Source organism: Variovorax sp. Root473 (assembly GCF_001426505.1).
GTDB lineage: Bacteria > Pseudomonadota > Gammaproteobacteria > Burkholderiales > Burkholderiaceae_C > Variovorax.
In genome coordinates this window covers 1-26,541 of sequence record NZ_LMEV01000013.1, presented here as the reverse complement: position 1 = coordinate 26,541, position 26,541 = coordinate 1, and the positions used below count along the sequence as shown (strand labels likewise).

Genomic DNA, 26,541 nt, shown 5'->3' with positions numbered 1-26,541 from the left:
CGCGTTCAGACCTTCGGGAAGGGGTTGGGCTCGACCAGCTGCGGCGATTCCCACACGATGTCGAACTGCCCGTCGGGCCGCGCGCGGCCCACGCGCACCTTCTTCCACACGTGGTGGTTGGTGGCGTGCACGCGCACCGTGCCTTCGGGCGCCTCGAGCTCCACGCCCGCGGCGGCGGCCGTGACCTTGTCGACCTCGAAGGACTTGGCCTTTTCCACCGCCAGCTTCCAGAGGTACACGCTGTTGTAGGCTACCTCCATGGGGTCGCCGATCACGCGGTCCTGCCCGTACTTGGCCTTGAAGGCCTTTACGAACTTCTCGTTGGCCGGCGACTTGATGCTCTGGAAGTAGCCCATGCAGGCGTAGTAGCCCGCGGCGTTGTCCTTGCCGATGCCGTCGATCTCGTTCTCGGACACCACGGTCGACAGCAGCACCTGCTTGGCGCCGTCCAGGCCCGCCGCGCGCAGCTGCTTGTAGAAGGCCACGTTGGAGCCGCCCACCACCGTGCTGTAGATGCAGTCGGGCTTGGCGGCCTTGATCTTGTTGATGATCGACGAGAACTCGGTGTGGCCCAGCGGCGCGTACTCTTCGCCGAGCACCTTGCCGCCGGCCTTGGCGATGGCGGGCTTGGCGATCTTGTTGCAGGTGCGCGGGTAGATGTAGTCGGAGCCGACGAGAAAGAAGTTCTTGCCCTTCTCGCGCGCCATCCACTCCACGGCCGCGATCACCGACTGCGTGGCTTCCTGCGAGGGGTAGAACACGCGCTTGTCCTGCTCCTGGCCTTCGTAGTAGGTCGGATAGAACAGCAGGCCCTTGGCCTGGTTGAGCACCGGCAGCAGCGCCTTGCGCGAGGCCGAGGTGTAGCAGCCGATGATGGCCACGACCTTGTCGCGCTCCAGCAGCTTGCGGGCTTTTTCGGCGAACACCGAGTTCTCGCTCGCGCCGTCTTCGACCACGGCCTGGATCTTCTTGCCCAGCACGCCGCCGGCGGCGTTGATCTCTTCAATGGCCAGTTTTTCGGCGTCGACCAGCGAGGCCTCGGCGATGGCGATGGTGCCCGAGAGCGAGTGCAGCAGGCCGAGCTTCACGGTGGCGCCGTCCTGCGCGCGCGCCAGGCCGGCCACGCTGCCGGCGGCGCCCAGCACGATCATCGAGCCGCCTGTCTTCACGATCTGGCGGCGGTTGAAAGCGTTCGTCATGTCAAATTCCTTTGCTTTGGTTTTGTGCGAGTCATCAGGAACATCCGACCTTCGGAAGCCGTGCTGCGGGTGTCTCCTCCCGCCGCGCGGCCCCTGCAAACGAGCGCTGTGCTGCCAGTGCTTTTTCTTCGGGCAAAGCTGCGCCACCGGATGACGCGCATCCGTTTTGAAAAGGCGTTGTTGCGACCGAAAAAACAAAAAAGCCCGAACCGGTGGTGAAACCGATTCGGGCTTAATTGCCCGACACCTCGCTGGCAGCACTGGCAGCGGGCGTCGTATGACTGGGAACGATTGCTCGTTGGGGCGGATTCTTCTCGCCTCACCCCGGCGTGAACATACGCTTTTTCGCTAATTGGCGAAAGGGCGGCGCGTGTGCTATTCGCGCGCAGCGCCTGCGTGAACCAAAGGCGGTCAGCTGCGCGGGCGTGCGTAGTCCGACTCGATCCACGCGGTGGCGCTCGACGTCGTGAGCCGGAACGCGGGCGACACGTTCACGCTCGCCAGTTCCGAATCGTCGGCATCGTCATACGCCGTGAGCGTGGCCGAGGGGTTGTCTTCGTCGGGCACGATCGACAGGGCCACGCGAATGCGCTGGTCGTTGCGCGCGGTGACCGTCACGCTCTTGTTGAGCGTGGCGTGCAGCTGCTGTTCGTGGCGGCGGATCACCTCGGTGGCGGTCTTCACCAGCGTGTGGAAGGCGGGGGTGTCCAGCGGCTTGGGGTTCTTCTTGTCGCGCCCCATGGTCCAGGGGCCGACGAGCGCAGGCTCGGGGTCGCCGTGGCGGGTCATCTCGACAGCCCAGCCGTCGTCTTCCTCGTTCTTGATGATGCGGGCGGTCCAGAGGCCGTCGCGCCAGAGGCGGGGTTCCTGCAGGGGGAGGTGGTCGGGGGAATCGGTCGTCGTCATTCAGGGAGAAGCTGTGGGTCTTGCGCGGGGCATTGTCGCCCGGGGCGCGGGCGCCGCCGCCGCGCCAACGTACTGTTGCAAGCCCTCGACCAGCGCATCGAAGGCCACGCGGCAGCGCGGGCTGTGGCGCAGGTCTTCGTGCATCGTGACCCAGGTGTCGAGCTTGAGCGAGAGCACGCGCGGCAGCAGGCGCACCAGCGCGGCGTCGCGTTTCGCCAGGCCCACCTGGCACACGCCGATGCCCGCGCCTGCGCGGATGAGCGCCAGCTGCGCGAGGTCGCTGTCGGTGCGTAGCGCAAAGGCGTCGCGCGTGAAGCCCGTGGCCGACTTGAGCGACTTGATCGCGTCGCGCACGAAGGCCGAGGGCTGGTCGTAGCCGATGAGCGCGTGCGCCGCCAGGTCGTCGGGTGTGCGCGGCGTGCCGTGGCGCGCGAGGTAGCTCGTGTGCGCATGAAAGCCCAGCTCGACGCTCCCGATGCGGCGCGCCACCAGCTGCGCCTGCCGGGGCCGCACCATGCGCACGGCGATGTCGGCCTCGCGCCGCAGCAGGTCCTGCACGCGGTTGGTCGACACCAGCTCGACCTTCAGTGCCGGGTGTGCCTCGCGCAGCCGCGCCACGACGGGCGGCAGCACCTCCACCGCGACCACCTCGCTGACCGACACCCGCACCACGCCGCGCACGCCGTCGCCCTGGCTGCTGGCCGCGCGCTGCAGCGAGGCGGCGGTGCTTTCCATGGCCTCGGCGTGCGTGCGCAGCGCCAGCGCCACCTCGGTGGGCAGAAGGCCCACCTGCGAGCGGGTGAAGAGCACCACGCCGAGCGCTTCTTCGAGCGCCGCCACGTGGCGCCCGACGGTGGGTTGCGTGATACCGAGCGCCCGCGCCGCGCCGGAAAGAGAACCTTCGCGCAGCACGCCGAGGAAGGAGCGGTACAGCTCCCAGCTGATGTTCCAGGTCATACGGAAATGTATGGCCGATGGTGCATGTTCGGCAATTCCATTCGAATCCCATCCTGCCCAGAATTTGCCCATCGATCACTGTTCAGGAGCATTTCATGGCACGCAACGACCACACGGTTCTGGTGCTCGGCGCCACGGGCGGCATCGGCGGCGAGATGGCCCGCCAGCTGCGCGATGCAGGCTGGCAGGTGCGCGCGCTGAAGCGCGGCGCCACCGAGGAAAAGCGCGAGGGCATCATCTGGCTGGCCGGCGACGCGATGGACGCGCGGGCCGTGGGGCGGGCCGCGAAGGGCTGCGAGGTCATCGTGCATGCGGTCAACCCGCCGGGCTACCGCCGCTGGTCGGAGCTGGTGCTGCCGATGCTCGACCACAGCATCGCCGCCGCCAAGGCCGAAGGCGCGACGCTCGTGCTGCCCGGCAACGTCTACAACTTCGGGCCCGATACCTTCCCGGTGCTGGCCGAAGATGCGCCGCAGCATCCCGTCACGCGCAAGGGGGCGATCCGTGTCGAGGTGGAGCGGCGCCTGGAGATCGCGAGCCGCGAGGGCGCACGCGTGCTGATCGTGCGCGCCGGCGACTTCTTCGGCCCGAAGGCCGGCAACAACTGGTTCTCGCAGGGTTTGGTGAAGGCGGGGCAACCGGTGAAGGCCGTGAGCTACCCGGGCAGCCCCGGCGTCGGTCACCTCTGGTCGTACCTGCCGGACGTGGCGCGCACGATGGTCGAGTTGCTGGCGCGGCGCGATCGGCTCGAGCCTTTCGCCACCTTTCACATGGCCGGTCACTGGGATGTCGACGGCACGCGCATGAGCGATGCGATCCGCAGGGTGGTGGCGCGCCGTACCGGCGTCGAGGTGCCCGTGCGGGGCTTTCCGTGGGGGCTGACGGCACTGGCGGCGCCCTTCGTGCCGACCTTGCGCGAACTGCGCGAGATGCGCTACCTGTGGCGCACCCCCGTGGGCATGGACAACGCGAAGCTGGTGGCCTTTCTTGGGCGCGAGCCGCACACGCCGCTCGAGGACGCCGTGGAAGCTGCGCTCGACGGCATGGGATGCCTGCCCGTGGCGCCGGCGGCCATTGCAGCCTGAAGGCGCGTCAGAACACCGACAGGCCGGTGCGCGCCACGAACAGCTCCAGCGCCTTCATGCCCAGCAGCGAGTTGCCGGTGGCATCGAGCGCCGGCGACCACACGCACAGCGTGAGCGTGTCGGGCACCACCGCGACGATGCCGCCGCCCACGCCGCTCTTGCAGGGCAGGCCGATCGAAAAGGCCACGTCGCCGGCCGCGTCGTAGGTGCCGCAGGTGAGCATCAGCGAGTTGATGCGGCGCGTCTGCCGCTCGCCCGTGACCTCGGGCTCGCCGGGGATCGGGTGCGCGCCGTCGCGGCACAGGAAGGCGGCGGCGCGCGCGAGCTGGCGGCAGCTCATGCGCAGTGCGCACTGGTGGAAGTAGGTGTCGAGCACCTCGGCCACGTCGTTGTCGATCTTGCCGAAGCTCTTCATGAAGTTGGCCAGCGCGACGTTGCGAAAGCCTGTGTCGGCCTCCGACTGCGCCACCTCGACGTCGAAGCCGATGGGCTCGCCGCACAGGCTGCTCATGAGCGCGAGGATGTCGGCCTTGGCGCTGCCGCCCCTGGCCCTGGCCTGGCTCACGAGCCGGTCGGCCACCGCGATGGCGCCGGCATTGATGAACGGGTTGCGCGGCTTGCCCTGCTCGTTCTCCAGCTGCACCAGCGAGTTGAACGGGTTGCCCGACGGCTCGCGTCCGATGCGCTCCCACAGCGCGTCGCCCATGCGCTGCATGGCGAGCGTGAGCGTGAAGAGCTTGGACACGCTTTGAATGGAGAAGGGCATCTCGAAGTCGCCCGCGCCGGCTTCCTCGCCGTCGCAGGTGCGCAGCGCGATGCCGAACTGCCGCGCATCGACGCGCGCCAGCGCCGGGATGTAGCTGGCCACGGTGCCGCCCTGGCCGAGCTGCAGGCGCAGGGTGGCGACGATCTCGTCGAGGACGGGCTGGAATCGGTGGCGTGTCTTGCTCATGCCGGGCGTTGTACCGCAGGCCGCCGGTTCACCAGCACGATGCCCAGCGCCACGCCGATCAGCGCCACCACCAGTTGCAGCGTGAGCGGCTCCTTCAGTAGCGCGACGCCGAAGATCAGCGCGAACAGCGGCGTGAGAAAGGTGAAGGACGACATCTGCGTGGCCGGGTAGTGCCGCAGCAGCCACATCCACGTGAGGTAGCTCGCGAACGCGCCGACCACCGTCTGCAGGCCGATGGAGGTCCAGGCCCAGGCGGAGTACGAGAAGCCCCAGCTCTCGCCCAGCGCGAGCGACAGCACGGGGCATACGGCGGCGGTCACGGCGACTTGGTAGAACAGCGTTTTTTCGGCGCTGGCCGTGGCCAGGCGCGTGGTGCGCAGCGTGAGCGTGGTCAGGCCCCAGAGCATGCCGGCCGCCAGCGCCATGCCGTCGCCGATGAGCTGCGACGAACTCATGTGGCCGAAGCCTTCGCTGAAGGCCAGCACCACGCCCGCGAAGGCGATGAACAGGCCCAGCCACTGGAAGCCGCGCAGCCGCTCGGCCGGCACCCAGCGCGGCAGCAGCAGCGAGACCCAGAACGGGGCCGTGTAGAGGAACACCGTGAGCCGCGAGGCGCTGGTGTGCTGCAGGCCCAGGTAGATGCCGGCGAACTCGCCCGCGAACAGCAGGCCGGCCAGCAGCCCGGGCCACAGCGTGCCGTCGCGCTCGAACAGCGGCACGCGCCGCACCGCGCACCACAGCCACAGCAGCACCACCGCGCCGACCATGCGCACCGTGGCCTGCCACAGCGGCGGCACCTCGGTCACGGTGGTCTTGATGAGGATCTGCTGCAGGCCCCAGAACGCGCAGCAGGCGATGAGCAGGCCGATGGCCAGGGAGTCGAGGTGGGTCTTGCGCTGGATCATTCGCGGTCAATCGGTGGCGGCAGGGACGGCGGAAGTGCCGCCGAATTCATCCGATGATCGTAGCGTGCCGGCGCCAAAGGCGTGCGCCGGCGCTCAGCGCCCGGCCAGCGGGTAGGGCGGCTTGCCGCGTGTGCCCACCATCAGGTCCGGCACCACCGTCTCGACACCAGTTCTGCCGCAGCGGTTGCGGCGATGGCGATGGCGGCTCGGGCGTGCCCTGCGCCGTGGCAATCCGCGCGGCGAGCAGCAGGACGGCCAGCAGCGCGGGGTGCTTCACAAGGGGTGCTCGGTGTAGAAGCGCCCGCCGTGGAACAGCAGCGGCGAGGCGTCGGGGTCGTGCGTGCAGCGCTCCACCTCGCCCACGAAGATCACGTGGTCGCCTTCGTCGTAGCGGCTGCGGTTGAAGCACTCGAAGCTGGCGGCTGCGCCCTGCAGCACCGGCGCGCCGCCCAGGCCTTCGGTGTAGGCCACGTCGGCCCAGCGGTCGATGTTCTTGGTGGCGAAGCGCTCCGCCAGCGCCTTCTGGTTGGCGGCCAGGATGTTGACCGCGTAGTGCGAGCCGGCGCTCAGCGCGGACATCGACGCCGCCGCGCGCGCCAGGCTCCACAGCACCAGCGGCGGCGCGAGCGACACCGAGTTGAACGAGTTGGCCGTGAGGCCGACCAGGCTGCCGTCGGCCGCGCGTGCGGTGACGATGGTCACGCCGGTGGCGAACATGCCGAGTGCCTTGCGGAATTCGCCGGGCGAGAAGGTGGGGGGCTGGGCCCGGCGGGAGGTGGTCACGGGAGAACGGACGGCAAGGCGATGAGCGGCAAAGGAGGGGCCATTTTGGCTCAGGCTCTGGCGGGCTGCTTGGCGGGGCCGAGCAACTCGGTCACCAGCCGGGTATAGACGGTGGCGGCGGCCGTGGGCGTGCGGCCCGCCAGCGTCACCAGGCTGTAGTGGGTGCGCATGCGCGACAGGCCGGTCACCGCCAGCGGCGCGAGGGCGGCGGTCTCGGGGGTGAGGCTGGGCGCGTGGGGCGCGAGGATCACCGCGTGCGCGGTCAGCGCGAGGTGCCGCAGCGTGTCGGCGTCGTCGCAGGTCACGTTGAACACACCGCGGTCGGTGCGGCGGATCTGCCGGTCGAAATACGCGGCCACCTCGCTGGGCAGGTGCGGGCCGGCCACGGGGTAGTCCATGAGCTGTTCGAGCGTGAGCGGCGCCGGTTGCTTCAGCAGCGGGTGCCTGGGCCGCACGAAGAAGGACACCGGCACGTTGGGCAGCCGCACGAGCTTCAGGCCCGATGGTTTCTTGAGGTCGCGGGTGTCGGCGATGAACAGGTCGATCTGGCGCTTGTGCAGCCGTTCGCAGAGCGTGGCGGTGTCGGCCACTTCCATGCGCATCAGCAACTGCGGGTGGCGCTGCGTCATGAGCGACAGCGCCGCGCGCCCGAGCAGGCCCGCCGCGAAGGGGCCCAGGCCGACGTCGAGACTGCCGAGCGTGAGGCCTTCGAGCTGCTGCACCTCGCGCTGGATCTGCCGCGCGTCGGCGACCAGCTCGCGGGCGCGCGCCAGCACCAGCTCGCCGGCCTGCGTGAAGCGCACGGTGCCGTAGGCGCGGTCGATGAGGCGGGCCTTCAGGGTCTGTTCGAGCGCGTCGATGCTGCGCGACAGCGCGGGTTGCGACAGGTGCACGGCCTGTGCGGCACGCCCGAAGCTGCCTTGCTCGGCGAGGGCGATCAGGTGCTGGAGGTGGCGCAACTGCATTTTGCGTTCTGGTTCAAAAGCAAGATCACATTTTGCATTTGCCAAGGGGTTGAGTGCTTCCGAGAATCGGCCACCGCCTCCCGTGCTTTCCCGTGCCCTGTCGTTCGGCAGGCAACAACCCGAGACATCGATGACCCGCATTGCTTCTACGTCCGCACCTTCCGTTCGTTTCTCCGTGGCCCTCGTCGCCTGGGCCTGCGCCTTCACCGCCGCAGCGCAGCCGGTGGCGGTGACGCCCAAGGCGGCCGAGCCCGCCACGCTGAAGGCCAACGCCGGGATGGCAAGGGCGCTGCCGTTCGCGAACAGGCAGGATTTCGAGGACGCGATGCGCGGCTTCATCGGCACCGTGCCCGACGCGCTGGTGACGGGCACCGGCCCGCGCCCGGTCTGGAACATGAAGCCCTACGACTTCCTGAAGGCGAACGAGCCCGCCGACACGGTCAACCCCAGCCTGTGGCGGCAGGCGCAGCTCAATGCCATTCACGGCCTGTTCAAGGTGACCGACCGGGTCTACCAGGTGCGCGGCTTCGACCTGGCGAACGTCACCATCGTCGAAGGCGACACCTCGCTGATCGTGATCGATCCGCTGCTGGCCGCCGAGACCGCGCGCGCCGCGCTCGAGCTGTACTACCAGCACCGCCCGAAGAAGCCGGTGGGCACGGTGATCTACACGCACGGCCATGCGGACCATTTCGGTGGCGTGAAGGGCGTGGTCGACGAGGCCGACGTGGCCGCGGGCAAGGTGCAGGTGATCGCGCCCTCGGGCTTCATGGAATCGGCGGTGGCCGAGAACATCCTGGCGGGCAACGCGATGAACCGGCGTTCGCAGTACCAGTTCGGCACGCTGCTGCCGCCGGGCCCGCGCGGGCAGGTCGACACCGGCCTGGGCAAGGCGCTGGCGCGCGGCAGCGTGACGCTGATCGCGCCCACCTCGACCGTCGAGAAGGCCACCGAGGAACGCACCATCGACGGCGTTCAGATCGTGTTCCAGCTGGTGCCGGGCTCCGAGGCGCCGTCCGAGATGCTCATGTACCTGCCGCAGTTCCGCGTGCTCAACATGGCCGAGGACGTGACGCACAACATGCACAACCTGTACACGATCCGCGGCGCCGAGGTGCGCGACGGCAACCTGTGGGCCAAATACATCGATGAGGCGCGCGTGGCCTTCGGCGACAAGACCGACGTGCTCATCGCGCAGCACCACTGGCCCACCACGGGCAGCGCGCGCATCGTCGACCTGCTCAAGAAGCAGCGCGACATGTACAAGTTCATCAACGACCAGTCGCTGCGCCTGCTCAACCACGGCTACACGGCGTCAGAGATCGCCGAGACGCTGCGCATGCCCGCGAGCCTGGAGCAGGAATGGTCCACGCGCGGCTACTACGGCACCCTGCGCCACAACGCGAAGGCGGTCTACCAGAAGTACCTGGGCTGGTACGACGCCAACCCGGCCCACCTGAACCCGCTGCCGCCGGTGGCGCAGGCGAAGAAGACGGTCGAGTACATGGGCGGGGCCGATGCGGTGGTGGCGCGCGCCCGCGAAGATTTCAAGAAGGGCGAGTACCGCTGGGTGGCCAGCGCGATGAGCCAGGTGGTGTACGCCGAGCCGGCGAACCGCGCGGCGCGCGAACTTGGCGCCGACGCACTCGAACAGCTGGGCTACCAGTCGGAGGCGGGCACCTGGCGCAGCGCCTACCTGGTGGGCGCGATGGAACTGCGCAACGGCGTGCCGAAGATCCCGGGCGGCGGCAGCGCGAACGGCGACACGCTCAAGGCGGTGAGCAACGAGCTCTTCTTCGACTACCTCGGCGTGCGGCTCGACGCGGCCAAGGCCGAAGGCAAGACGATGGTGGTCAACTGGAACTTCACCGATTCGAACCAGAAGTTCGTGCTGACCCTGGAGAACTCGGCGCTCACGCATGTGAAGAACCAGCAGCTGAGCGGGGCGGACGCCACGGTCACGCTGAGTCGTGCGACGCTCGATGCGATCACCTTGAAGCGGACGACATTCCCCGAGGCCGTGCAGTCGGGGCAGGTGAAGATCGATGGCAACCGTGCGAAGCTCGGCGAGCTGTTCGGGATGCTCGACAACTTCGACCTGATGTTCCCCGTGGTCGAACCCCGCAAGTAAGCGGGCTCAGCCGAAGAACCAGTAGCAGACTGAAATGGCGGCCACCACGCCCGCCAGCTCGGCCAGCAGCGCACACGCCACCGCATGCCGCGCCCGCTGGATGCCCACCGCGCCGAAGTACACCGCCAGCACGTAGAACGTGGTCTCGGTGCTGCCCTGGATGGTGGCGGCCACCAGCGCGGGGAAGCTGTCGACGCCCTGGGTCTTCATGGTCTCGATGAGCATCGCGCGGGCCGCGCTGCCCGAGAAGGGCTTGACGAGCGCCGTCGGCATCGCGTCGACAAAGCGTGCATCCCAGCCGCCCGCCTGCACCAGCCAGCGCAGGCCGTCGAGCGCGAAGTCGAGGGCGCCCGAGGCGCGCAGCACGCCCACGGCGCACAGCATCGCGACAAGGTAGGGCAGCAGCTGCTTCGCGATGTCGAAACCTTCCTTCGCGCCTTCGACAAAGGTTTCGTAGACCTTGATGCGCCGGATCGCGCCGGCCGCCAGGAACACGATGATCACGCTGAACAGCGTGAGGTTGCCCAGCAGCGAGGACAGTGAGGCGATGGCCGCGGCCGACAGCGTGCCCAGGAGCGCCATGAAGCCGCCCAGCAGCAGCGCGCCCGGCACGAGGTAGGCCAGCACGACCGGGTCCCACAGCCGCAGGCGCTGCGCGATTGCCACCGTGAGCAGGCCAGCCAGCGTCGAGGCGCTCGTGGCCAGCAGGATCGGCAGGAACACCATCGTCGGGTCGCTCGCGCCCTGCTGCGCCCGGTACATGAAGATGGTGACGGGCAGCAAGGTCAATGACGACGCGTTGAGCACCAGGAACAGGATCTGCGCGTTGGTGGCCGTCACGGGGTCAGGGTTCAGGCGCTGCAGTTCGCGCATCGCTTTCAGGCCGATGGGCGTGGCGGCGTTGTCCAACCCGAGCGCGTTGGCCGCGAAGTTCATCGTGATGAGCCCGAGCGCCGGATGCCCCGCCGGCACGCCCGGCATGAGGCGCCGGAACAGCGGACCGAGCAGGCGCGCGAGCCAGCCGACGAGGCCCGCGGCCTCGGCGATGCGCAGGAAACCCAGCCACAGCGTGAGCGTGCCGAACAGCAGCACCATCACCTCGACGGCCAGCCGCGCCATCGTGAACAGGCTTTCGACCAGCGCCGCGAACACGGTCGGGTCGCCGCCAACGAGCCAGCGTCCCAGCGCTGCCAGCGCCGCCATGCCGAAGAACCCCAGCCACAACCCATTGAGCACGCGTTTTTCCTTCTTTTCGTTGGCTGCCGTGTGTGCCGTTGATCATAGGGCGGCATGCCGCCGCGGCCGGAGTTCTGCGGCGCTACAGTGCGACCCATGGCCGTCGCCCTGTCCTGCCTCCGCCTCTGCCTCTGCCTCTGCCTCTGCCTCTGCCTCCGCCGCTTCGTCGCCCTGGCGTCGACGGGGCTGACCATCGCCTGGCTCGCGGGCTGCGCCAGCCTGCCGCCGCCGCAGCCGCACCCGGTGCTCACGAGTGCGATCACCGACGTGGCCGACACCGACCTGGGCCGGCTGGCCGCCAAGGACGCGCCGCAGGGCGGGGCGGCGGGGCTGTCGGGCTTCCGGCTGCTGCCCGAGGCGGCGTTCGCGTTCGATGCGCGCATCTCGCTGGCGCGGCACGCCGAGAAGTCGCTCGACGTGCAGTACTACCTGATCAGCAACGACGACGTCGGCCTGTTGTTCCTCAAGGAACTGCGCGAGGCCGCTGCGCGCGGCGTGCGCGTGCGGCTCCTGGTGGACGACCTGTACACGGCGGGCGAGGACGAGGTGTTCAGCAGCCTCTCGGCCTTCCCGAACATCGAGGTGCGGCTGTTCAACCCGCTGCCTTCGCGTGCGGCGTCGCTGCCGGCGCGGCTGCTGTTGTCGCTGGGAGACTTTCGCCGCATCAACCACCGCATGCACAACAAGCTGCTGGTGGCCGACAACAGCTTCGCGGTCTCGGGCGGTCGCAACATCGCCAACGAGTACTTCATGCGCAGCACGGCGGCGAACTTCATCGACATGGACGTGCTCTCCAGCGGCCCGATCGTGCGCCGCATGTCCGAGGGCTTCGACCGCTACTGGAACAGCGACCACGCCTGGCCCATCGAGCGCATCGTGCCGCGACGCCTGCCGCTCGAAGAAGCCCAGCGGCGCTTCGACGCTTTGGCGCGCGCGGCCGTTCCCGACGTGCCGATACAGCCGCGCGACGTGCTGGGCAAGTCGCCGGTGGGCGAGCAGCTCACCACCGGCCGCATCGACCGCTACTGGGCGCCGGCCACGCTGTTCGTGGACGACCCCGACAAGATCACGCGCAAGGCCGAGGCGGCCTACGGCGGCAGCGTGACCGAGGGCGCGCTCGGCGTGATCCAGGCGGCCAGGCACGAGGTGAAGATCGGTTCGCCGTACTTCATTCCCGGCGCGCGCGGCATGGCGATGATGAAGACGGCCATCGAGCGCGGCGGGCGCATCACGGTGGTCACCAATTCGCTGGGCGCCACCGACGAGCCGCTGGCCTACGCGGGCTACGAGCGCTACCGCGCCGACATGCTGAAGATCGGCGTGACCATCTACGAGATCGCGCCCACGCTCACCGGGCGAACGGGGCGCTTCGGCGATTTCGGCAAGTCGATCAGCCGGCTGCACGCCAAGCTGGCCATCGTGGACAACGAGCGCTTCTTCGTCGGCTCGATGAATCTCGACCACCGCTCGGCCGCCGTCAACACCGAGATGGGACTGGTCATCGACAGTCCGTTGCTGGTGAAGGACTACGACCGGCTCATGGGCGGCGAGCGCGTCAACCTGGGCTACCGGCTGCGGCTTGCGCCGGGCGGGCGGCGCGTGCAGTGGCTGGAATACGACGATGCGGGCGGCGACATCGTGCACGAGGATGAACCGGGCGAATTCCTCTGGCTGCGCTTCAAGAACTGGCTGTTGCTGCCCATCGTGGGCGAGGAGCTGCTCTAGGGGTTGTCATGACCAATCCAGCGAGGTGCGTTACATTTCTGTTTGAAATGTGAACTTTTGTCACCGAATACTGGAGGCTTTGATCATGACCGTCCCCGTGCCGCGCGATTCGACCGCGCCGCTTTCCACCAGCCGCCGCCGCGCCCTGTCCGGGCTGGCCGCCACGGCCGCCGGGTTGGGATTTCCGGCGTTCGCGCAGAACCGTGCGATCCGCATCGGGACGACCTTCGACAACAGCAGCGTGGAAAAGGCCAACGGCCAGGGGCTGTACCAGGGCTCCAGCGCATTCTTCAATGCGCTGAACAAGGCCGGCGGCCTGCACGGCAGCAAGGTCGAGCTCGTGATGGCCGACGACACCTTCAAGCCCGACGTGGCCAAGGCCAACGCGCTGGCCTTCGAGAAAGACAGCTCGGTGCTCGCGCTGGTGCACCCGCTGGGCACGCGCCAGACCGCCGAGGTGATGGACGCGGTGCCCGGCATGGCCGTGGTGGGTCCGATCACCGGCACCATCGCGCTGCGCAAGAAGACCTCGCCCAACACCTTCTGGGTGCGCGCCAACTACGACCAGGAGGTCGACAAGCTGGTGAGCACGGCCGCCGTGCTGGGCCAGACCCGCATCGGCCTCGTGCATTCGAACGACCCGCTGGGCCAGTCGGTGCTGGCGGCGTTCAAGAACGCGCTGGCCAAGGCCAAGCTGGAACCGGCGGTGATCGCCACCACGCCCAACACCACGAGCATGGAAGTGGGCCCGGCCGCCGAAGCCATCGCCAAGGCCAAGCCGCAGGTGGTGGTGGTCGGCCTGGCCGGCACGGCGCCAGTTTTTTTGAAGGCGCTGCGCGGCGCGGGCAACAGCAGCTCGGCCTATGGCCTGTCGATCACGGCCAGCGCACTGTCGGCCATGGGCGACCTGGCACGCGGCCTGGGCTTCGTGATCGTGGTGCCGTCGCCGTACTCGACCAAGTTCGAGATCGTGCGCCGCTACCAGGCCGACATGCTGGCCAGCGGCAACAAGGACTTCTCGCTCACCAGCCTGGAGGGCTACATGAACGCCGCCGTGCTGGCCGAAGGCCTGCGCCGCGCCGGCCCTTCGCCCACGCGCAGCGCCGTGCTCGGCGGCATGGCGAGCATCGAGAACTTCGACCTCGGCGGCGTGAAGATCAACTACGGCCGCTCCAACCGCGAAGGCGGCCAGTTCGTGGACGTGGCCGTGATCGGCAGCCGCGGCCAGATGCTGAGCTGATGCCGGTGATGCGTACCGCGCGCTGCGGCGCGCGGTAGCGCCTGCCGGTACGCCGGCACCCATCGGGTCTTTTCGCGCGCGGCACTGCTTACAGTGTGGCCATGACCTTCGAACTCATCATGGGCCTCGCCCTGTTGACGCTGGTGCTGCTGGACCTGGCCCTGTTCTTCCTCGTGCGCTGGGCGGTGCAGCGCGAACACCTCGGCCCGCTGGCGGCCAGCCTCGTCTACGGCCTGTGCCTGGCCCTGGTGCCGTACGCCGTGTGGTGGAACCTCGGCACCTACGTGCTGCTGGGGCGGGACACGACCTTCCTCGCGCCCGCGGTGGACATCGGCCTCACCTTCCTCCTGTGGGTCTGCCTGTGCCTGTCGTGGGGCGCGAGCGTGATCGCGGCCGGCCTGGCCTCGTGGCGCTTCTTCGCTGGTGCCAGGAAGATCGGCCTGGCCTGACGGCTCAGCCGGCCGGCGCCTCGGCGATGCCGACGCCCAGCAGCCCTTCGAGCAGGTCCTTGTCGGCTGCCAGCGCCGCGCTCGGACCCGCGTGCACGACGGTGCCGCGTTCCAGAACGATCGCCTGGTGCGTCATGTCGAGCGCCAGCACCGGGTGCTGCTCCACCACGATCGAGGCCAGGCCTTCGGATTCGCACAGGCGCCGGATCGCCGCCGCCAGCTCTTCCACGATGATCGGCGCGAGGCCTTCCATCGGCTCGTCGAGCAGCAGCAGCTTCGGGTTGGTCATCAGCGCGCGGCCGATGGCGAGCATCTGCTGCTCGCCGCCCGAGAGCTGGTTGCCGTAGTTGCCGCGCCGCTCGCGCAGGCGCGGAAAGAATTCGTAGACCCGCTGCAAGGTCCAGCTGCCGGGGCGGGCGATCACCGTGAGGTTTTCTTCCACCGTGAGCGAGGGGAACACCTCGCGCTCCTGCGGCACCCAGCCCAGCCCCGCGCGCACGCGCTGGTGCGCGGGCCAGCGCGTGATGTCGGCGCCTTGCCAGCGGATCGCGCCCTGCATCACGCGGGTGTTGCCCATCAGCGTTTCGAGCAGCGTGGTCTTGCCCACGCCGTTGCGCCCGAGGACGGCCAGGCTTTCGCCGGGCCGCAGCGAGAAGTCGAGGCGGTCGAGGACCACGGCGTTGCCGTAGCCGGCGGTGACGCGGTCGAAGGCCAGTGCAGCGGATTCAGCCATGGTGGTGCGAGCTTCCCAGGTAGACCTCGCGCACGCGCGGGTCGGCGCCGATCTCGGCGGGCGTGCCTTCGGTGAGGATGCGTCCGCCCACCAGCACCGAGATGCGGCGCGCGAAGCGGAACACGAGCTTCATGTCGTGTTCGATGAAGAGCACGCTGATGTCGGCCGGCAACGCCGCGATGGCTTCGAAGAGTTCGCCGCTCTCGTCCTCCGGCACGCCGGCCGCGGGCTCGTCGAGCAGCAGGATGCGGGGCTTGGCGGCGAGCGCCAGCGCAATCTCGAGCAGCCGCTGCTTGCCGTAGGCCAGCTCGGCCACGGGCACGTCGGCCAGGGTGTCGAGCTTCAGCGTGGCGAGCAGCGCATGCGCTTCGTCGAACACGGCGGTGCAGCCCTTGAGTGGCCGCCACCAGGTGGCGCCCAGCCCTTCGCGCTCGCTGATGGCCAGCACCACCGACAGCAGCGGCGTGAGGCTGGGAAACAGCGTGTTGATCTGGAAGGTGCGCGCCAGCCCCATGCGGGCGCGCTTGTCGCCGGGCAGGCGCGTGATGTCGCGCTCGCCGAGGTGGACGCTGCCGCTGGTGGGCTTGAACACGCCCGTCAGCAGGTTGATGAGCGTCGTCTTGCCGGCGCCGTTGGGCCCGATCAGCGCCTGCCGCGCACCGGGTTCGAGCGACAGGTTGACCTCGCTCACGGCCTGGAAGGCGCCGAAGCGGATGCCCAGGTTCTGCGTGCGCAGCGCGTGCGTGGTGCTCGATGTCATCGCGCCTTCCCCGTGCGAACCACGCGCGAGAGCGCGCCCATGATCCCGCCGCGGCCCAGCATGACGGCCGCGATCAGGAAGATGCCGAGCCAGAACATCCAGTACTGCGGGTTCATGTCGGCGAACCAGTCGTGCACCAGCATGTAGACGATGGCGCCGATGAGCCCGCCGTACAGCCGCCCGGTGCCGCCGAGCACGAGGATGATGAGCACTTCGGCCGAGCGGTTGAAGCTGATCGACTCGATGCCCACGAACTGCGTGGTTTGTGCCAGCAGTGCGCCCGCCACGCCGGCCACCGCGGCCGACATTGCATAGGCCATGCGCAGGCGCGCTTCCACCGGTGAGCCGATGGCCGTCATGCGCTTGCGGCTGTCGTGGATGCCGCGCAGCGCCAGGCCGAAGGGCGAGCGCAGCACCAGCCGCACCAGCAGGAACATTGCGAGTACCACGCCGAAGGCATAGCCGAACGCGGTCTTGCCGTAGAGGTCGAACTCGAACAGGCCCAGCACCGGCGCAATCACCACGCCCTGCAGGCCGTCGGTGCCGCCCGTGATGCCCGAGAGCCGGTTGGCCAGCTCGAACAGCAGCACGCACACGCCGATGGTGATCATCAGCCGCGTGAGGTCGGCGCCGCGCACGACGAGGTAGCTCAGCACGTAGCCGAGCAGGCCGCACACGGCGAGGGCGAACAGCAGGCCGGTGAAGGGCTCGCTCCAGCCGTACTTGGCGAGCAGGCCGGCCGCGTAGGCGCCCGCGCCGAAGAAGGCGGCGTGGCCCACGGTGAGGATGCCCGCGTAGCCCAGCGCCATGTCCAGCGACACGGCGAACAGGCCGAAGATCATGATCTGGCTCATCAGCGTGAGCTTGTCGGGCAACAGGAAGAAGCTGGCCGCGAGCGCGAGCCAGAAGGCGATTTCGGCCACGCGCAATTGCGCGGGCGAGAGGCTCAGCGGCTTCATGCGAGCCCCTTCTTGGCGACGATGCCGTTCGGGCGCACCAGCAGCATGACGATCATGAACACGTAGATGAGAAAGGCGCCGGTTTCAGGCAGGTAGTACTTGCCCGCCACGTCGACGATGCCGACCAGCAGCGCTGCGATGAACGGGCCGGTGACGGTGCCCGCACCGCCCACGCACACCACCATCAGGAAGTAGACGAGGTACTTGAGCGGGAACGACGGCTCCAGCCCCAGCATGCCCAGGCTCAGCGCGCCGCCCAGGCCCGCGAGGCCGCAGCCCAGCGAGAAGGTCAGGAAGAACAGGCGCTGCACGTGGATGCCCGTGCCGCCCGCCACGCGCTGGTTGTCGACCGCGGCGCGCACCATCGCGCCGTAGCGCGTCTTGCCCAGCCCCAGCAGCAGCGCGACCAGCACGGCCACGCCGCAGCCGATCAGGAACAGGCGGTAACGGCCCACTTCGAGGCCGAGCAACGACACCTGGCCTTCGAGCGCCTTCGGCAGCGTGAAGGGCTGCATCGTCGGGCCGAAGAAGTAGGTGAACGCGGCGATCGAGACGAACACCACGCCGATCGACAGCAGCACCTGGTCCAGCGGGTGCGCGCGGTACAGCCGCCGGTAGAACACGAACTCCAGCACCGCGCCCGCCAGCGCCGCAGCGATGAAGGCCGCGGCCAGCGAGAGCCCGAAGCCCAGGCCCCACTGGTTCATCAGCACGGCGGCTGCGTAGCCGCCCACCATCGCGAAGCTGCCGTGCGCGAGGTTGACGAAATTCATGAGTCCCATCGTGATGGACAGGCCCACGCCGATGAGAAACAGGAGCATGCCGTAGGCCACTCCGTCGAAGATCACGATGCCCATGAATTTCCTGCTTGCTGCGTGCTGGCTGGCGTTGGCTTACTTGGCGGCGGCTTCCTTGGCCGGGTCCTTGACGCGCTCGAACTTGTCGAACTCCACGTTCACCAGCTGGCCGTTGGCGCGCTCGGTCTTGCGGATGTAGACGGTCTGCACGATGTCGCGCGTGGCCGCATCGATCTCGATGGGGCCGCGCGGGCTCTCGAAGCTCAGGCCCTTGAGCGCGTCCATGAACTTGTCGCCGGCGGTGTCGCCCTTGGTCTTGGCCAGCGCCAGGTCGATGGCGGCCATGGTGTCGTAGGCGGTCACGGCGAAGTAGCTGGGGCGCAGCTTGGTGCCGTTGTCGGCGGCGAAGTCCTTCACGAACTTCTGGTTCTTGGGCGAGTTGTGGGCGAACGAGTAGTGGTGGCTGGTGACGAGGCCCAGCGCCACGTCGCCGGTGGCGTCCAGGTAGCTGTCGTCGGTGGCTTCGCCGGTGGCGAAGAGCTTGATGCCGGCCTGTTCCATGCCGCGCTCCTTCCACACCTTGAGGAAGGCCGGCGGCATCACGCCCGAGGGGAAGAAGAAGAACACGGCCTGGGGCTTGGCGTCCTTGATGCGCTGCACGTAGGCCGAGAAGTCGGGGTTGTTCATCGGCGTGCGCACTTCGCCCGAGACCTTGCCGCCGCCGGCGGTGAAGGCCTTCTTGAACGCGGTTTCGGCATCGACGCCCGAGGCGTAGTCGGCGACCACGGTGTAGGCGTCTTTCACGCCCTGCTTGAGCATGTAGCGCGCCATCGGGTCGGTGACCTGCTGCACGGTGAACGACAGGCGCGCCACGTAGGGCGAGCTGGTCGTGATGGCCGAGGAGGCGGCGTTCATCACCAGCGTGGGGATCTTGGCCTGCGTGGCGATGGCGCCCACGGCGTACGCGTTGGGGCTGAAGTCCAGGCCGGTGAGCACGTTCACCTTGTCGCGCACGATGAGCTCCTGCGCGATGCGCTTGGCGGCGTCGGGCGCGGGGCCGGCGGTGTCTTTCTTGATGATCTCGACGACGCGACCGCCCACCTTGCCGCCGTGCTCCTTCAGATAGAGCGCGATGCCGGCGTCGAACTGGCGGCCGTAGTCGGCGTAAGGGCCGGAGTAGGTCGCGATCAGGCCGATGCGCAGCGGCTCGGCGGAGGCTTGGGCCAGGGCTTGGCCCGCACCCGCCATGCCGAGGCCGGCGAGCAGCAGGGTCGAGAGGAGGGTTCGCTTGGTCATCGTCGTCGTCATGAAAAAACGCCTTTCTGTGGGAGTGGAATGCGCCGCTCGGGCGCCGCTGGCTTGTAACCGGATGTTTGGCAGCGGGCGATGATGCCCGACGCGCTGGTCAGACCTGTGTATCGGGCACACGCACCGTGAGGCCATCGAGGGCGGCGCTCACGCTGAGCTGGCAACTCAGGCGCGAACCGGGCCGGCGCTCGGAGGCGACGGCATCGAGCAGCGCGCTTTCCATGTCGTCGGGCGGCGGCAGCAGTTCGAGGAACGCGTCGTCGACGTAGACATGGCAGGTCGCGCACGAGCAGCAGCCGCCGCACTCGGCGTCGATGCCGCGCACGTTGCCGCGGATGGCGGTCTCCATCACGCTGGCGCCGATCTTGGCGTCGACCTCGCGCGTGGAGCCGTCCTTGAGGATGTAGTGAATCGTGGGCATGAAGAAGGGCTCAGAACATGTCGAAGTACTCGCGGTGTTCCCACTCCGAGACTTCGAGGTTGAAGCGGGCGATTTCCGCTTCCTTGATGTGGCAGAGGTAGTCGATGAAGGACTTGCCCATCTGCGCGTTGAGCATCTCGTCCTTGCGCAGGCAGGCGAGGGCATCGCCGAGCGATCGCGGCAGTTGCTCGGCCGGCGTTTCGTACGGCGCATCGGCCGAAGGACCCGCGTCGGTCTGGTGGCGGATGCCGTCCAGGCCCGAGAACAGTTGCGACGCGAGGTACAGGTACGGGTTGGCCGTCGGCTCGCCCACGCGGTTCTCGATGCGCGAGGCGCTCTGGCCCGGGCCGCCGAGCACGCGCAGCATCGCGCCGCGGTTGTCGCGTGCCCAGATCGCGCGGTCGGGCGCGAGCGAGAAGGGGCGGTAGCGGCGGTAGCCGTTGATCGTCGGGCTGGCCAGTGCCGCCGCGCCGCACGCATGCGCCTTCAGGCCGCCGAGGTAGTGCATGCCGATCTCGCTGAGGTCGCGCCCGCCGGGCTCGGGCATGAAGGCGTTCACGCCGTCGCTCCTGCGGCGCAGCGACTGGTGCAGGTGCCAGCCGCTGGACATCACGTTCGGGATCTTCGGGCGGCACATGAAGGTGGCGTGCAGGCCGGCGCGCTGGCAGATCTGCTTGATCGCACTGCGCAGCAGCACCATGGTGTCTGCGGGCGTCAGGCCGGCCGTGGGGCCGAAGGTGAGCTCGAACTGGCTCGGACCGAACTCGATTTCGAGCGAGCGCAGCGGCAGGCCGAGCGCGATGAGCTGCGAGCGCAGCAGCTCCATCAGGCCGTCGACGCGGTCGTAGCGCAGCTCGGTGAGATACTGGTGGCCGTGCGAGAGCAGCGACACGCGCGGCGGCTCGCCGGGCTGGCCCGAGTCGGCCAGGCCCATGCGCGCGTCTTCGAGCTTGAAGACGTGGAACTCGACCTCGAGGCCGGCGATGAAGTCCAGCCCGAGTTCGTCGAGCTGCGCCACCGCGCGCTGCAGGATCTGCCGCGTCGCGAAGGGGCAGGGCCGGCCGTCGGCCATGTAGGCGTCGCACAGGATCCAGCCGGTGCGAGGCGACCACGGCAGGATCTTGAAGGTGGCCGGGTCGGCCACGATGGTGAAGTCGGCGCCGCCCTGCAGGCCCTCGATGGCGAAGCCGCCGCCCTGCGTGAACACGGGGAACACGGTCTTGTGCGAGGTGTCCTTGGCCAGCAGGGTGGAGGTGAGGTTCACGCCCTCCCACAGGGCCGAGCGCGCCTCGCTCGCGACCAGGGTCTTGCCGCGCAGCAGGCCGTGCTGGTCGGGCCAGGCGAAGCGGACGGTGTCCACCTCGGCGCTGTCGATGCGGCGCACGAGTTCGCGCGCCTGCGCGTGCTGGTCGGCCGACCAGAGACCGAAGCGGTCGACGAAGGTGTGGCTGTTCATGGCGCGTGCTCAGGCAGCAGCGGCCAGGCGTGCGGAGGCCCAGTCGGACTTCAGGCGGCGCGCACGATCGGCGTCCTGCCAGTAGGCCTCGGTGGCGGCTTCATCGACCACCTTGCCGATGCCGTCGATCGACGGTGGGCCGGTCATGGCGCTGGCCTGGGCGGCGTCGATGAGCATCGGCGCGGTCTCGCCGGCGAGCGTGGCCTCGATGGCCTTTACCAGCACGCGGCGGTAGGCAATGATGCCCTTGTCGGTGCTGCCCAGGTGCTCGCGCGTGCGGTCCTGGATGGCGCCTTGCGACTCCACCGCCCACTGGTCGTGCACGTTGATGTCGTCGCCCATGCCGGTGTAGGTTTCGGTCAGTTGTTCGTCGACGCTGTAGCCGTAGTTGTTGCGCTTGTTCTTGCGCGAGGTGTAGTCGGGCAGTTCGTAGAGCTTCAGGCGCTGGTCGCGCATCTGCTGCTTGTCGACCGGGCCGGTGAAGCTGGTGAAGATGGCATACCAGTAGCAGTGCGTATCGTCGACCGGCACATGCCACTGCGAGATGGTCATCTCCGCGCTCATCGGGATCACGAAGGCCTGCGGGAACACCACGTTGGTCACGCGCACGTGGGTCGTGTCTTCGGAGAGCTTGCGCAGCGCCTTCAGGCGCAAGCCGTAGTCGGTCGGCTCCACGCTGATGTCGGGGCGGTCGTACTCACGCAGCACCTTGGTGATGGGCATGTCGGAGTCGGCCGAGGCGCCACGGAACTGCTTGCCGTAGCTCTCGGAGGTGTCTTCGTCCTCGAAGAAGCGGTGCAGGTACGAGGCGTGCGCGGGATCGATGCCCACTTCGAGCGCCTGCAGCCAGTTGCATTCGAACAAGCCCTTGAACGCGAAGGTGTGGGTGTCGGGCGCGACGAAGCAGTCGAAGTCGGGGAAGGCCGGGGGCTCGCCCTCGCCGATGTACGCGAAGACCACGCCGGCCTTTTCCACCACCGGGTAGGCCGACTGCTTGATGCGGCTGCACAGCTTGCTGGTGGCGGGCTCGGCCGGCGTCTCCAGGCAGTTGCCCTTGGCGTCGAACAGCCAGCCGTGGAAGGCGCAGCGGATGCCGCCGTTTTCCAGCCGGCCGAAGGCGAGGTCGGCGCCGCGGTGCGGGCAGTCGCGGTCGAGCATGCCGAACTGGCCGCTCTCGTCGCGGAACAGCACGAAGTCCTGGCCCATGAGTTTCACGGGCTTGACCGGGCGCGGGCCCGCCAGTTCGTCGGCCAGGGCCACGGGCTGCCAGTAGCGGCGCAGCAGCTTGCCGGCGGGGGCGCCGGGACCGACGCGGGTGATGAAATCGTTTTGCTCGGCGCTGATCATCGTGCGGGCTCCATCGAGAGGTCTTTGTCAGAAGGTCTGCAGGCATTGCATGCAGTTGTATGCATTGTCTTGGTGATTTTTGACAAAGGTCAAACTTTCATCGCCTTGTTCGCCCTTATCTGGGGCATGGAGGCGTCACATTTAGGGTTAACGCTGAGGTATTTGTGGGTTTTTGACACATATCTGTTTGCGCTGCATGCAACAACCGCGCCCGTTTGGCTATGCTGCGTGCAGTGGCGGGCGGGTCTCCTAGAATCCGCCCATTCATCCCTCTCCTGTTGCCCTGGCGCCTCCCGATGGACTCCCAACAATCCCGCGTGCTCGTGCAACTGCGCGACCTGATCCTCAAGGGCGAATTCGTGCCCGGAGAGCGGCTGGCCGAGATCCCGCTTGCAGAGAAGCTCGGCGCCTCGCGCACGCCGGTGCGCCTGGCGCTGGCCAGCCTCGAACACGAAGGCCTGATCGAGCAATCGCCCAGCGGCGGCTACCAGATGCGCCGCTTCACGTCGCAGGAAGTGGCCGATGCGATCCGCGTGCGCGGCGTGATCGAAGGCTTTGCCGCCCGTCTGCTGGCGGAAGACGGCGTGTCGCGCCAGTTGCTGCGCGAGTTGAAGGACTGCCTGGAAGAGGGCGATCGCGCGGTCAACAAGCCCAGCATGGAGCTCGATGACTACGCCGCGTACGTCGAGATGAACGACCGCTTCCACAAGCTGATCCTCGAAGGCTGCGGCAACCTTGCGCTCAAGCGCGTGATGGACATGCTCGGCGGCCAGCCCTTTGCTGCGCCGAGCGCGATGCTCCCCATGCAGTCGTCGATGGAAGAGGGCCAGCAGTGGATGCGGCAGGCGCACCGCACGCACCACGCGATGGTGCAGGCGATCGAGCGCGGCCAGGGCTCGCGGGCGCAGGCGCTCGGCGAAGAACACGTCGAAATCGCGCGAATGAACCTCGACTACGCGCTGGAGCGGCCCGAGCTCGCGGCCGAACTTATGCCGGGCATCCGTCTGGTGGCCAAGGGACGCGCCGCCTGAGCGGCGAAGCGGCCGGTCAGCGGATCTCGATCAGCAGCTGGGGCTGGTAGCCCTCTTGCTCGCCGTTGCTGCGGTAGCCCAGCGGATTGGCGACCACGCGGCAACCGTCCTTCACATAGTCGAACGGGCAATGCAGGTGGCCGTGCAGCCACAGCTGCGCGTGCGGCAGCAGCTCGTCGAGCGAATTGCAGAAGCCCGCGGTGCCGGGCGTGAGCCCGTAGCGGGGATCGGCGCTCGCGAGGCTGGGCGCGAAATGGGTGATGGCTACCGTCGTGCCGTCGTAAGGCTGGGCCAGCGCGTCGCGCAACCAGGCCTGGCAGGTGAGCGCTTGCTCTCTCATTTCGGTTGACATGAAGGGCTTGCCGTTGCGCGTGCCGGCCATCTTCTCGAGGTAGAAATCGGCTGCGCGCATCGCCTTGCCGCGCTTCTTGAGCGCCTCGGCGAGGCCGTCGCGGGGCTCGACCAGCGCGTCGAAATCGGCCCACAGCGTGGTGCCGATGAAGCGGATGCCCTCGATGACCCGCGTCTCGCGCTCCAGCCAGAGGATGCCGAGCTCGTCGCACAGCGCACGCAGGCGCGCATGCGTCGCGTCGAAATCGAGGTTGTCGTACTCGTGGTTGCCCGGCACATAGATCACCGGCGTCGGCCAGCCGTTGCGTGGCGAGAAGCGGCCGAGGCCGAAGTCGGTATCGGTGAGGCGGGAGCCATCTTGATACGAGCCGATATCGCCCCCGAGCACCAGCAGGTCGGCGCCCGGGATGGGGTCGGCGTGGAAGCGCGGGTGGGATTCCAGGTGCAGGTCGGAGAGCAGTTGCAACTTCATCGTCGGATCAGTCTAGGTGAATCGCACCATGCATGAGACGCATAACTTGGGGCTTGCTTTACTAGGGATTACCCTTAATCTACATCCATCGTCAATCAACCCCGTCGCAGCCACAGGCCGCGCACCGTCATGTTCAGTCTTCTTGCCCAAGTGGCCCGTTTCTTCCGTTCGTCGCCGAGCCAGACCCCCGCCAGCCACGCCGCTGCGCTGATGGAAAGCGCCGACAGCCGTGCCGGCCGCGGCGCGCACCACGCGCAAGAGCTGCGTGCGGCCGCTTCCGCCTGGCTCAGCGTCGTCAGGTAACTGACAGACCCCGCACCGCCTCTGGTGGCGCAGCGTGGTTCAGGGCAGATCACGCCTGTCCGTGGACCGAGCCCGCGAACGCGGCGGCTGCCGAGCGCAACAGGGCCGTGCGCAGCCACTCGTGGGAATGCCCGTGCTGGGCGCGCCGATGCCAGATCGCGTCCACGTGCACCGGCGGCTGGTCGAACGGCAGGTCATGCACCACCAGTTGTTCCTCGATGCCGGTCACGCTCACGAAGTGGCGCGGCAACACCGTCAGCAGGTCCGAATTGGCCACCACGCGCCCGGCAGTGAAGAACTGGTTCACCGTCACCGCGATCCGTCGCTCGCGCCCCATGGCGCCCAGCGTCTGGTCGATGAAGCCGTACGGCCGGCCCGAAAAACTCACCAGCAGGTGCCGCGCCGCGCAGTAGCTGTCGAGCGTCAACGGCGCCCCCGCCAGCGGATGGCCGCGCCGCATCACACATACATATTGGCCCAGGTAAAGCCGCTGGGTCTCGAACGGCACCCCCACCCCCGATTGCCCGCGCGCTGCGAGGCTCGCGATCACCGCCGGAAAGTAGCCGACCGCCATGTCGACCTCTTCATGCTCCAGCATGCGGCGCGGATCGCGCGTGGTCAGCGGCAGCACGCGCAGCGAGATGGCGGGGGCTTCTTCTTCCGCGATTTGCACCAGGCCAGGCATGAGTTCCGCGGCGGTGGCATCGGCCATGGCCAGCAGGAAGGTCGTGTCGGCGGTGCCGGCGTCGAATTCCCCGGGCGCCAGCGTGTGCTGCAGTTGGCGCAAGGCATCGCGCACCGTGGGCCAGAGGGCTTGCGCGCGAGGCGTGGGTTCCACGCCCGCGCCGGATCGCCGGACCAGTTCGTCGCCCAGCAACTCACGCAGGCGGCGCAGCGAGTTGCTCACGGCCGGCTGGGTGATCGCGAGGTTGCGTGCGGCGCGCGTGAGGTTGCGCTCTGCCATCACCTCGTCGAAGACGCGCAGCAGGTTGAGGTCGAATGTGCGGAAATTGACGTCCATCAGCGATATGAATGATAAACATCAGAAAGATAAAGTGGCGGAACACTGGGGTAATCCCTAATATCAGGGCATCGGCCTTGTTCGCCACCACTGATTACCACTTATCCCCAGGAGGGATGCATCATGACCAGCTTTGTCCACGTTGACCAACCCACCGAACATCCCGGCGTGCGCCGTGCCGAAGTTCTCTTTGGCCAAATCCAGGCCGCTCGCGCCGGTGCCAACGGCGCCCGTCCGCTCATCGCACTGTTCGTGCTGGCCCTCGCGGCCGCCGTGCTGGTGGTCGCCGACAAGATCGTCTCCAACTGGGACGAAGGCGCTTTGCTCGCGGCATGGACCGTGTTCTGTGTCGCCGCCATCGCCTTGTTCGCGCTTTTCGTGGGTTCGGTGCGCAGGAGCGGCCTCGCCACCCTGTGGCGCGAAGCGGCCGGGCGTCGCGCGGAAGCGCGCGCAGACGCTCGCTTCCTGGCAACCGCCCAAAGCGATCCGCGCATCATGCAAGAGCTGCAAGCCGCCGTTTGGCGCCAGCAATCGGACGGCGTCGCGCCGGTCGCTGCCGTCGCCAAGGTCGACGCCCTGGCCCGCATGAGCCGTCGTTCGCAAGAAGTGCACATGCCGACGCTGTACGAAGCGATGCGCCGCATGAACAGCTCGCGCTATTACTAAGCCAGGCTGGGCCGGCCGCTGAGCGGTCGGCTGTAGTTGAGTTGGTTCAAAGGCCCGTCGGACGTATGTCCGACGGGCCTTTTTTATTGGGGGCTGAGCCGATGCAGATTGGCGAACGTCTCTGCTGTCATGGCGGCGTTGCGGGAGTTGCTCGATGGCGCCCTGGCTAGGGGAGCGTCCCCCTCTCTATATATATAAGGGGCAGATGGAGCCGGAGCCGCTCCTGCGGAGCGCAGTGAGATCAAGCGGTGGAGCGGTCTCACTGCGAGATTCTTTTCATCTCGTGTTGGCTTCGGCACCCAAAATGACATACACTGGCAGGCTTCGCTACTGAATACCTCTGGTGTTCGAAGCGACTGGTGCTCTCAGGGGTGTTGGTTGTG

General features: G+C 68.1%; 26 protein-coding genes. 8 read left to right on the top strand and 18 right to left on the bottom strand.

Features of this window, described 5'->3' with window-relative positions; all coding sequences use genetic code 11:
* Positions 1-5 precede the first annotated feature (5 nt).
* From urtA to ASD34_RS06495, 3 genes are all read right to left on the bottom strand, one after another.
* Positions 6-1,199: an urea ABC transporter substrate-binding protein gene (gene urtA, locus ASD34_RS06505; protein ID WP_056574522.1), complete on the bottom strand. Its 1,194-nt coding sequence runs from the start codon at positions 1,197-1,199 to the stop codon at positions 6-8.
* Positions 1,200-1,610: 411 nt separating this feature from the next.
* Positions 1,611-2,105, bottom strand: coding sequence for a hypothetical protein (locus ASD34_RS06500; protein WP_056574519.1), 495 nt, complete (start codon positions 2,103-2,105; stop codon positions 1,611-1,613).
* Entirely contained in the window at positions 2,106-3,062 is a 957-nt protein-coding gene (locus ASD34_RS06495) for a LysR family transcriptional regulator (RefSeq protein WP_056574516.1), read from the bottom strand.
* A 95-nt stretch (positions 3,063-3,157) separates the two neighbouring features.
* Here ASD34_RS06495 and ASD34_RS06490 point away from each other — a divergent pair, with 95 nt between their 5' ends.
* Positions 3,158-4,147: an NAD-dependent epimerase/dehydratase family protein gene (locus ASD34_RS06490; RefSeq protein WP_056574513.1), complete on the top strand. Its 990-nt coding sequence runs from the start codon at positions 3,158-3,160 to the stop codon at positions 4,145-4,147.
* Between the two features lie 7 nt (positions 4,148-4,154).
* Here the strand turns inward: ASD34_RS06490 and ASD34_RS06485 are convergent, their stop codons facing one another.
* From ASD34_RS06485 to ASD34_RS06470, 4 genes are all read right to left on the bottom strand, one after another.
* Positions 4,155-5,099 carry a glutaminase gene (locus ASD34_RS06485; protein WP_056574510.1) on the bottom strand — a complete coding sequence of 315 codons (945 nt, stop codon included), beginning with the start codon at positions 5,097-5,099 and terminating at the stop codon, positions 4,155-4,157.
* Complete coding sequence (locus ASD34_RS06480) at positions 5,096-6,004, bottom strand: DMT family transporter (protein ID WP_056574507.1); 909 nt, start codon at positions 6,002-6,004, stop codon at positions 5,096-5,098. Before ASD34_RS06480 ends, ASD34_RS06485 begins: the two co-directional genes overlap by 4 nt.
* 273 nt (positions 6,005-6,277) lie before the next feature.
* A complete protein-coding gene (locus tag ASD34_RS06475; RefSeq protein ID WP_056574504.1) occupies positions 6,278-6,787 on the bottom strand; it encodes a flavin reductase family protein in 510 nt (169 codons plus the stop codon).
* A 50-nt stretch (positions 6,788-6,837) separates the two neighbouring features.
* Positions 6,838-7,752, bottom strand: a complete 915-nt coding sequence (locus ASD34_RS06470) for a LysR family transcriptional regulator (RefSeq protein ID WP_056574501.1) — start codon at positions 7,750-7,752, stop codon at positions 6,838-6,840.
* A 130-nt stretch (positions 7,753-7,882) separates the two neighbouring features.
* Between ASD34_RS06470 and ASD34_RS06465 the strand changes: the two genes are divergently transcribed.
* Entirely contained in the window at positions 7,883-9,883 is a 2,001-nt protein-coding gene (locus ASD34_RS06465) for an alkyl/aryl-sulfatase (protein ID WP_056574498.1), read from the top strand.
* Between the two features lie 6 nt (positions 9,884-9,889).
* Here the strand turns inward: ASD34_RS06465 and ASD34_RS06460 are convergent, their stop codons facing one another.
* On the bottom strand, positions 9,890-11,119 hold the full coding sequence (locus ASD34_RS06460) for a nucleoside recognition domain-containing protein (protein WP_056574496.1): 1,230 nt from the start codon (positions 11,117-11,119) through the stop codon (positions 9,890-9,892).
* A 96-nt stretch (positions 11,120-11,215) separates the two neighbouring features.
* Here ASD34_RS06460 and ASD34_RS06455 point away from each other — a divergent pair, with 96 nt between their 5' ends.
* The 3 genes from ASD34_RS06455 (at position 11,216) to ASD34_RS06445 (ending at position 14,533) form a co-directional block, all read left to right on the top strand.
* Positions 11,216-12,844: a phospholipase D family protein gene (locus tag ASD34_RS06455; protein WP_056574494.1), complete on the top strand. Its 1,629-nt coding sequence runs from the start codon at positions 11,216-11,218 to the stop codon at positions 12,842-12,844.
* 85 nt (positions 12,845-12,929) lie between these two features.
* Positions 12,930-14,084: an ABC transporter substrate-binding protein gene (locus ASD34_RS06450; RefSeq protein WP_056574491.1), complete on the top strand. Its 1,155-nt coding sequence runs from the start codon at positions 12,930-12,932 to the stop codon at positions 14,082-14,084.
* Between the two features lie 101 nt (positions 14,085-14,185).
* Positions 14,186-14,533 (top strand): hypothetical protein, encoded by a 348-nt coding sequence (locus ASD34_RS06445; RefSeq protein WP_056574489.1) that lies wholly within the window; start codon positions 14,186-14,188, stop codon positions 14,531-14,533.
* Positions 14,534-14,537: 4 nt separating this feature from the next.
* Here ASD34_RS06445 and ASD34_RS06440 read toward each other — a convergent pair whose 3' ends face one another.
* The 8 genes from ASD34_RS06440 to ASD34_RS06405 form a co-directional block, all read right to left on the bottom strand.
* Positions 14,538-15,266 carry an ABC transporter ATP-binding protein gene (locus tag ASD34_RS06440; RefSeq protein ID WP_056574487.1) on the bottom strand — a complete coding sequence of 243 codons (729 nt, stop codon included), beginning with the start codon at positions 15,264-15,266 and terminating at the stop codon, positions 14,538-14,540.
* Positions 15,259-16,026: an ABC transporter ATP-binding protein gene (locus ASD34_RS06435; protein WP_056574484.1), complete on the bottom strand. Its 768-nt coding sequence runs from the start codon at positions 16,024-16,026 to the stop codon at positions 15,259-15,261. The genes ASD34_RS06440 and ASD34_RS06435 overlap by 8 nt, the downstream gene beginning before the upstream one ends.
* Positions 16,023-16,985, bottom strand: a complete 963-nt coding sequence (locus tag ASD34_RS06430; protein ID WP_056574481.1) for a branched-chain amino acid ABC transporter permease — start codon at positions 16,983-16,985, stop codon at positions 16,023-16,025. Before ASD34_RS06430 ends, ASD34_RS06435 begins: the two co-directional genes overlap by 4 nt.
* On the bottom strand, positions 16,982-17,842 hold the full coding sequence (locus ASD34_RS06425; RefSeq protein WP_056574479.1) for a branched-chain amino acid ABC transporter permease: 861 nt from the start codon (positions 17,840-17,842) through the stop codon (positions 16,982-16,984). The genes ASD34_RS06430 and ASD34_RS06425 overlap by 4 nt, the downstream gene beginning before the upstream one ends.
* A 36-nt stretch (positions 17,843-17,878) precedes the next feature.
* Positions 17,879-19,090, bottom strand: coding sequence for an ABC transporter substrate-binding protein (locus ASD34_RS06420; protein WP_056574476.1), 1,212 nt, complete (start codon positions 19,088-19,090; stop codon positions 17,879-17,881).
* A 97-nt stretch (positions 19,091-19,187) separates the two neighbouring features.
* Positions 19,188-19,511, bottom strand: coding sequence for a 2Fe-2S iron-sulfur cluster-binding protein (locus tag ASD34_RS06415; RefSeq protein ID WP_056574473.1), 324 nt, complete (start codon positions 19,509-19,511; stop codon positions 19,188-19,190).
* A gap of 10 nt (positions 19,512-19,521) precedes the next feature.
* On the bottom strand, positions 19,522-20,967 hold the full coding sequence (locus ASD34_RS06410) for a glutamine synthetase family protein (protein WP_056574470.1): 1,446 nt from the start codon (positions 20,965-20,967) through the stop codon (positions 19,522-19,524).
* 9 nt (positions 20,968-20,976) lie between these two features.
* On the bottom strand, positions 20,977-22,314 hold the full coding sequence (locus tag ASD34_RS06405) for an aromatic ring-hydroxylating dioxygenase subunit alpha (RefSeq protein WP_056574467.1): 1,338 nt from the start codon (positions 22,312-22,314) through the stop codon (positions 20,977-20,979).
* A 296-nt stretch (positions 22,315-22,610) separates the two neighbouring features.
* Between ASD34_RS06405 and ASD34_RS06400 the strand changes: the two genes are divergently transcribed.
* Positions 22,611-23,345 carry a GntR family transcriptional regulator gene (locus ASD34_RS06400; RefSeq protein ID WP_056574464.1) on the top strand — a complete coding sequence of 245 codons (735 nt, stop codon included), beginning with the start codon at positions 22,611-22,613 and terminating at the stop codon, positions 23,343-23,345.
* A 16-nt stretch (positions 23,346-23,361) separates the two neighbouring features.
* On the opposite strand, the gene ASD34_RS06395 is transcribed toward ASD34_RS06400, so the two are convergent.
* The gene (locus tag ASD34_RS06395; protein ID WP_056574461.1) at positions 23,362-24,168 is read right to left on the bottom strand and encodes a metallophosphoesterase; all 807 of its coding nucleotides are present in this window, start codon (positions 24,166-24,168) and stop codon (positions 23,362-23,364) included.
* Positions 24,169-24,297: 129 nt separating this feature from the next.
* Between ASD34_RS06395 and ASD34_RS27840 the strand changes: the two genes are divergently transcribed.
* Positions 24,298-24,471 carry a hypothetical protein gene (locus ASD34_RS27840; RefSeq protein WP_167394953.1) on the top strand — a complete coding sequence of 58 codons (174 nt, stop codon included), beginning with the start codon at positions 24,298-24,300 and terminating at the stop codon, positions 24,469-24,471.
* 49 nt (positions 24,472-24,520) lie between these two features.
* Here ASD34_RS27840 and ASD34_RS06390 read toward each other — a convergent pair whose 3' ends face one another.
* Positions 24,521-25,492, bottom strand: coding sequence for a LysR family transcriptional regulator (locus ASD34_RS06390; RefSeq protein WP_056574458.1), 972 nt, complete (start codon positions 25,490-25,492; stop codon positions 24,521-24,523).
* A 123-nt stretch (positions 25,493-25,615) separates the two neighbouring features.
* On the opposite strand from ASD34_RS06390, the gene ASD34_RS06385 reads away from it, so the two are divergent.
* Positions 25,616-26,158 carry a hypothetical protein gene (locus ASD34_RS06385; protein ID WP_056574455.1) on the top strand — a complete coding sequence of 181 codons (543 nt, stop codon included), beginning with the start codon at positions 25,616-25,618 and terminating at the stop codon, positions 26,156-26,158.
* The last annotated feature ends 383 nt before the right edge of the window (positions 26,159-26,541 follow it).